The 5,973-nt window shown below is 71.3% G+C and carries 6 protein-coding genes; 1 reads left to right on the top strand and 5 read right to left on the bottom strand.

From position 1 onward, the window contains the following. Positions 1-44: 44 nt before the first annotated feature. The 5 genes from ACFT9I_RS40075 to ACFT9I_RS40055 form a co-directional block, all read right to left on the bottom strand. Positions 45-977 carry an LLM class flavin-dependent oxidoreductase gene (locus tag ACFT9I_RS40075; protein WP_382572818.1) on the bottom strand — a complete coding sequence of 311 codons (933 nt, stop codon included), beginning with the start codon at positions 975-977 and terminating at the stop codon, positions 45-47. A gap of 106 nt (positions 978-1,083) precedes the next feature. Beyond that, on the bottom strand, positions 1,084-1,779 hold the full coding sequence (locus tag ACFT9I_RS40070) for an HAD family hydrolase (protein ID WP_382572815.1): 696 nt from the start codon (positions 1,777-1,779) through the stop codon (positions 1,084-1,086). An 18-nt stretch (positions 1,780-1,797) separates the two neighbouring features. Next, positions 1,798-2,502, bottom strand: coding sequence for a phosphatase PAP2 family protein (locus ACFT9I_RS40065; RefSeq protein WP_382572814.1), 705 nt, complete (start codon positions 2,500-2,502; stop codon positions 1,798-1,800). A gap of 33 nt (positions 2,503-2,535) precedes the next feature. Further along, complete coding sequence (locus ACFT9I_RS40060) at positions 2,536-3,471, bottom strand: M56 family metallopeptidase (RefSeq protein ID WP_382572811.1); 936 nt, start codon at positions 3,469-3,471, stop codon at positions 2,536-2,538. A 144-nt stretch (positions 3,472-3,615) separates the two neighbouring features. Next, positions 3,616-4,278, bottom strand: a complete 663-nt coding sequence (locus tag ACFT9I_RS40055) for a DUF5134 domain-containing protein (RefSeq protein ID WP_382572808.1) — start codon at positions 4,276-4,278, stop codon at positions 3,616-3,618. A 371-nt stretch (positions 4,279-4,649) separates the two neighbouring features. Here ACFT9I_RS40055 and ACFT9I_RS40050 point away from each other — a divergent pair, with 371 nt between their 5' ends. Continuing rightward, entirely contained in the window at positions 4,650-5,921 is a 1,272-nt protein-coding gene (locus ACFT9I_RS40050) for a glycoside hydrolase family 71/99-like protein (protein WP_382572807.1), read from the top strand. The last annotated feature ends 52 nt before the right edge of the window (positions 5,922-5,973 follow it).

The following is a 5,973-nucleotide window of genomic DNA, read 5'->3' as shown; positions in this document are numbered from 1 at the left end:
GCCGGGGACCCCGGCCGGGCATCCGCACGTACCGCGTCGACGGCTCAGGTGTTCAGCAGCGCCGCCGTCCGCGCCAGCAGTTCATGACTGGTCCGCCAGTCCTCGGCCGAGCCCCCGCTCAGTACGATCCGGTCGGCGCCGGCCGCGACGAACGCGGCGAGCCGCTCCGCCGCCTGCTCGGGCGTGCCCACGATCCCGACGCCCGCGGCCTGGTCGGGGTCGACGTCGTACGCCTCCACGACCATCCGGACCAGGGCGTCCCTGGCGGCGGCCACCTCCCCGGCCGGGACGTCCAGTTGGATCGGCACGGCCACGGTGACGGGCGGGACGGGACGGCCCGCCTCCTCGGCGTACCGCCGCAGTCTCCGTACCCCGTCGGCGAGTTGGGCCGGAGAGATCACCGCAGGGAACCACCCCGCGCCGCACGCGACCGCCCGCCGCAGCACCGCCTCCTCCGCTCCGCCCGCGACGAACAGCGGCGGAGCGGACACCGCGGGCGCGAGCGTGATCTCGACCCCCGCCCCGGCGCCGTCGGGGGCGATCCGGGTCGGCTCGCCCCCGACCAGCCGGGGCAGCAGCCGCAGCGCCTCCTCGGTACGCGCCTCGGCCTCCGTACGCCGTACGCCCAGCGCGTCCCACACGGGCGCGTCACGCAGGCCCCCGTGCCAGCGCTCCCACGCGCCCCGCCCGTCCCCGATCCCCACCAGCAGCCGCCCCCGCGAGACGTACTGGAGCGACGCCAGCTCCTTCGCCAGCAGCGGGAGCGGGCGTACGGCGGCGAGCAGTACGCCGTAGCCGACGCGCACCCGCTCCGTGACGGCCGCCGCCGTCGCCAGCACCACCTCCGGGGCGAGCATCGCCGGGTATCGCCCCGTGAAGTGGTCCCAGACCCAGACCGATTCGAAGCCCAGGCGCTCGGCATCGCGCGCGCTCTCCGTGATCTCGTCGGTCCCGAGATAGATACCGATGTCGGTCATCCCTGTCGTCCCCTCCCGTGGCGGCCGTCGCCTTCCACCACGAGGCAACAACGTCAACCACGCTTGAGGTCAACAGCCGCCGTGGCGACGTCCCGAGGGGGTCTCCTCAGCGCGTGAGGGCGAGGACGGGCCGCAGGCCCGCCGGGCGTTCCTCCACCGGCAGATGGTCCACGAAGTGCACGGCGCAGCCCAGTTCGGCGGCCCCGCCGTCCGCCTCCCGGTCGTCCCCGACCATCAGCACGTCGCGCGGGTCCTGTCCGATGGCCTCGCAGGCCGCGCCGAAGAGGCGTACGTCCGGCTTCTGGACGCCGTGCTCGTAACTCAGCACGTACGCGTCCACGAGGTCGTCCAGACCGTGCGCGCGGAAGACCGGACGCAGGTCCCAGCCGATGTTGCTGATCACGCCGACGCCGATGCCCTCGCGCTTCAGAGTGCCGAGCACCTCGGCCGTGTCGGCGTACGGCCGCCAGGCGTCCGGCGTGCGGTGGCGCTCGTAGAGCGCGTCGTAGAGCCTTGGGTCGGGGAGCGCGACCTGCCGGGCGAGGCCGGTGTACGCGGCCCGGTGCCGCTCGGCGCTCTCGTCCCGCGTGGCCCACAGCCCGGCCAGATCCGGCGGCAGCTGCTGCGGCGTCGGCCCGCCGGGCAGGGCGCCCGCGACGGCCAGTTGGACCGCGTACCGCCGGACCTCATCGGGCGGCACCGGCACACTCAACTCGTCGAGTACGGCCCGGAGCCAGGAGCCGGCCGATTCGATGCGGAACAGAGTTCCTGAGAAGTCGAAAAGCACACCCTTGATCTTCATGGTTCCGACCTTGCCGGGTCACCGCCACCGGGACAAGGCCCGTCCTTCGTACGTGGCGATCGACAGGGCCACAAGACACGTTCCGAACAGCCAGCCGCCGATGACGTCCGAACTCCAGTGCACCCCCAGCCAGACGCGGGTGAACCCGACGCCGATCACCGACACGATCCCCACCACCAGCAGGACGGTCCACAGCGGACCGGTGAGACCGTGCCGTCGCAGCAGCCACAGGAGCATGCCGACGGTGACGGTCGCGGTCATCGCGTGGCCCGAGGGGAACGCCGCGTAGTGCGCCGAGTCGACCGGGTCCGGCCAGACGGGGCGCTCGCGTCCGACGGCGGCCTTCACACCCTGCGAGATCAGACCGCCCACCAGGCTCGTCAGCGCGACCCAACAGGCCAGGAGGCGTGAGCCGCGGAACCAGAGGACCAAGAAGGCGACGGCCGTCAGCAGGCGCATCGTCCAGGGGTCCCACGCCCAGTCGGTGAGAATCCGGTTCGCGTGCGTGAGGCCCGGGTCGGCCACCGCCTGCCGGTGCAGGTCGACGGCGACGCTCCGGTCCCAGGAGAGCAGCGGACCCCACTCGGCGGCCACCAGCGCGACCAGCACGACGGAGGCCACGCCCAGCACGAGACCGACACGGGCCGGTGTCACGGCTCCCGGCGGCGTGGACGGTGCCGGCGAGGCCGGCCGTGACGGCGGGGGGACCGCGGGGGATTGCATGGACTGATCCTTAACGACGAAGGGCCCGCAAAGCTATCCCAGGGCGCGCAGCGCCGGAACGAATGCCACCACCAGCGGGATTGCGGGCACCAGCGCCGCCGCGGCCGTCAGCCGCAGTCTGCGGCCCGCCGTGAGCCGGGGGAGGGGTGTCAGCAGCCGGTCCACCCGGCGCGGCAGCTCGGCGTCGGGGGTCGGGCAGGGTCCGAACACCCCGCGGTCCTCGTTCAGTTCGACCAGCGCGAGCGCGATCGTCAGCCGGCCGAAACGGCGCGAGGCGACATCGTCGGCGGCCAGCTCGACCAGGCGGTGCATCTCGCCCTGGAACGCGGCGAAGACCGGCACCTGTGGGAAACCGTTGGCGAGCGCCGACGAGCAGTGCAGCAGCCAGTCGTGCCGTGCGCGGGCGTGGCCCTGCTCATGGGCCAGCACGGCGTCGAGCTGGCGGCCCTTGAGCCGCCGCAGGGCGGCCGTGGTGATGACGAGCTGCGGTGCGGCGCCCGGCAGCCACCAGGCGCCCGGACGCTCGCCCTCCAGGACGACCAGCGGGCCGCCGCCGGACTCCTCGCCGGGCAACAGCGGTGAGCGGACGAGCAGTTCGGTACGGCGCTGCTTGCGGCGCGTGTGCGCCCGGTGGATCTCGCGCGTGAGCATCGCGCCCGTCCACAGCCCGCCGGCCGCGAGGGTCACGGCCAGCACCGCCGACCAGGGACGGTGCGCGCCGAGCGCGTACGCCTCGACGACCCCGCTCGGGGCCGGGGCGAAGACATGTCCCCGCACGGCCAGCCAGGCAGCCGCCGCGCTGAAGGTCATGGCGAGGGCGAAGCACAGCAGCACGGCGGCCACCACGCACTGCCAGACCCAGAGAGCCACCACGGGCTCGCGCTCGGGCCATTCGGCGCGGGCCAGCAGCCGCGGGGCGACCACGGCGGCCAGCGCAGCGAGCGTCAGCAGCACGAGGGAGACCATCATGGTCACCAGCTTATGAGTGCGGTGCCGCTCAGAGGGTCGGCCGCGGGCGGCAAGTGACGCAGGACACGGTCGTCGTACGTGTGGTAGGTGCCGTACTCGCCGGCCGCCCGCCCTCCGTGTCGTACGTGTCCTGCGTGCCGTACGTCAGAGCGTGAGCAGCATGGCGAGCATCGCGATGCCCATGGAGAGCCGGCAGGCCAGTGCCAGCTCGGGCCGGTCTGCCCGTACGCCGGTCTCGGTCTCCGTCACTACTTCCGTCGCCACTCCCGTCACCGGTCCGGCAGCGGGACCCGGAAGCCCCGGGCCGCCGCCGTCCGGCGCGGTCACGGTCTGCAGCGGGAGCAGTCGCGCGCCCGTCCACAGCACGAAACCCGCGTAGTAGATCAGCAGCACGCCCGTGGCCAGCGGGGTGCCGCCCGCGCCGCCGTCGCCGTCGCCGTGTGCGCTGTGCGCGTCGCCCGGGAGCAGGGCCATCGCCACCGACATGTAGACCATGGCGAGCATGCCCACGAGATGGTGCAGATGGTGCGACGATCTACGGGCCGGGCCCAGTGTGCGCAGCGCGGCGACCCCGAACACCGCCGCGTACGACAGCCAGACCCAGCGAGGCGGGGTGATCACCGCCGCGGGCACGGCCATCGCCGCCATCCCCAATCCCATCAGCGCCTCGCCGCCCGCCGTGCCACGTCCCGCGCCGGGGGCGCCGCGCAGCCTCAGCAGACAGTAGGTCCCGGCCGCCGCGCAGAGCGCCACGACCAGCCAGCCGGCAGTCGCGGGTCCGTGCACCGCGCACCTCCCCCTCGTCATGCTCCAACGATGTCCACACAAACGGTGTCAACGGAGAAATGCCCCTGTCGTTCGAGGCGCACGCGAGCGCAGAGAGACACGGGGGGAGCGCACCGGGGGGACACGGTCCGCGATCAAGAGGCGTGGAAACCGTGTGCTTTCCGCATTCCATTCGCATTCCACTGGAAACGGAAAGCGTAAAGAAAATAGGCTGACACTTCCTTTGGATTGGTCTGGACAAAGGCCCTGCGCGGGCCTTGTGGTGGCCATCTCGAAACGGTTACTTTGCGATGGTGCGCCATGGAGGCGGGCGGGCTGCCGCCGCCTGTAATTCCCCCCACCCCCGTGGATCCGCGTATTTCAGGCAGATTTCTAGTGGGAGGAAATACTCCGTGAGTATTTCAAGACGCGCCGTGCTCGCATCGGCGCTGGCCGGCACAGCAGCGGCCGGTGGTGTCCTCGGCAGTCAGCAGGCGGGCGCCGCACCCGTCCCGCGAGGCAGGGCGCAAGCGGCACCCGCCGCGAGTCCCCCCGGCGATGTGGTCGGCAAGATCAGCGTCGGGTATCAGGGCTGGTTCGCCGCCAAGGGCGACGGCTCGCCGATCGACATGTGGTGGCACTGGAGCCAGAACGCCGGCCAGCCGCCGTCCCTCAGCAATAACACCATCAAGTCGTGGCCGGATATGCGGGAGTACACCCGGTCATTCCCCACGGCGTACCCGAATCTGAACAACGGCCAGCCGGCCACGCTCTTCTCCTCGCACGATCAGCAGACCGTCGACACCCACTTCCGGTGGATGCGCGAGAACAACTGCGACACCGCGGCACTGCAGCGGTTCAACCCCGTGGGTGGCGAGGGCCCGATGCGGGACGCGATGGCGCGCAAGGTGCGTCAGTCGGCCGAGGCCAACGGCCGGAAGTTCTACATCATGTACGACGTCACCGACTGGCGGGCCATGCAGTCGGAGATCAAGCAGGACTGGACGAACAAGATGAAGGCGTACACGTCTTCGAGCATGTACGCGAAGCAGAACGGCAAGCCGGTCGTCTGTATCTGGGGCTTCGGCTTCGCCGACGACAAGCGCCCGTTCGCACCCCCGGAGTGCCTGGACGTCATCAACTGGTTCAAGGGGCAGGGCTGTTACGTCATCGGAGGCGTGCCGACGCACTGGCGCAACGGCAACAGCGACTCCAGGCCCGGCTTCTCCGGCGTCTACCACGCGTTCAACATGATCTCGCCGTGGATGGTCGGGCGGATGGGCACCGTCGCCCAGGCCGACCAGTTCTACCGGGACGTCAACACCCCCGACCAGGCCGACTGCAACGCCAGTGGCATCGACTACCAGCCCTGTGTGATGCCGGGAGACCTCCAGTCCAGGCATCGCGCGCACGGCGACTTCATGTGGCGGCAGTTCTACAACATGTGCCGGCTCAACGTCGCGGGGATCTACATCTCCATGTTCGACGAGTACAACGAGGGCAATCAGATCGCCAAGACCGCGGAGAACGGCTCGCAGGTTCCGGCCGGCTCCGGTATCTGGGCCCTCGACGAGGACGGCACGGCCTGCTCGTCGGACTACTACCTCCGGCTCACCGGTGACGGCGGCCGGATGCTCAAGAAGCAGATCGGGCTCACCGCGACCCGGCCGACACCGCCGAGGTAACTCCCGCGGCGACAGCCGACGTGCGGGCCACCGGGATCCTCCCGGTGGCCCT

Origin of the sequence: Streptomyces sp. NPDC057137 (assembly GCF_042670825.1) — a bacterium.
Lineage (GTDB): Bacteria > Actinomycetota > Actinomycetes > Streptomycetales > Streptomycetaceae > Streptomyces.
Note: the sequence above shows the minus strand (reverse complement) of the source record. Positions and strands in the feature narration are given on the sequence as shown.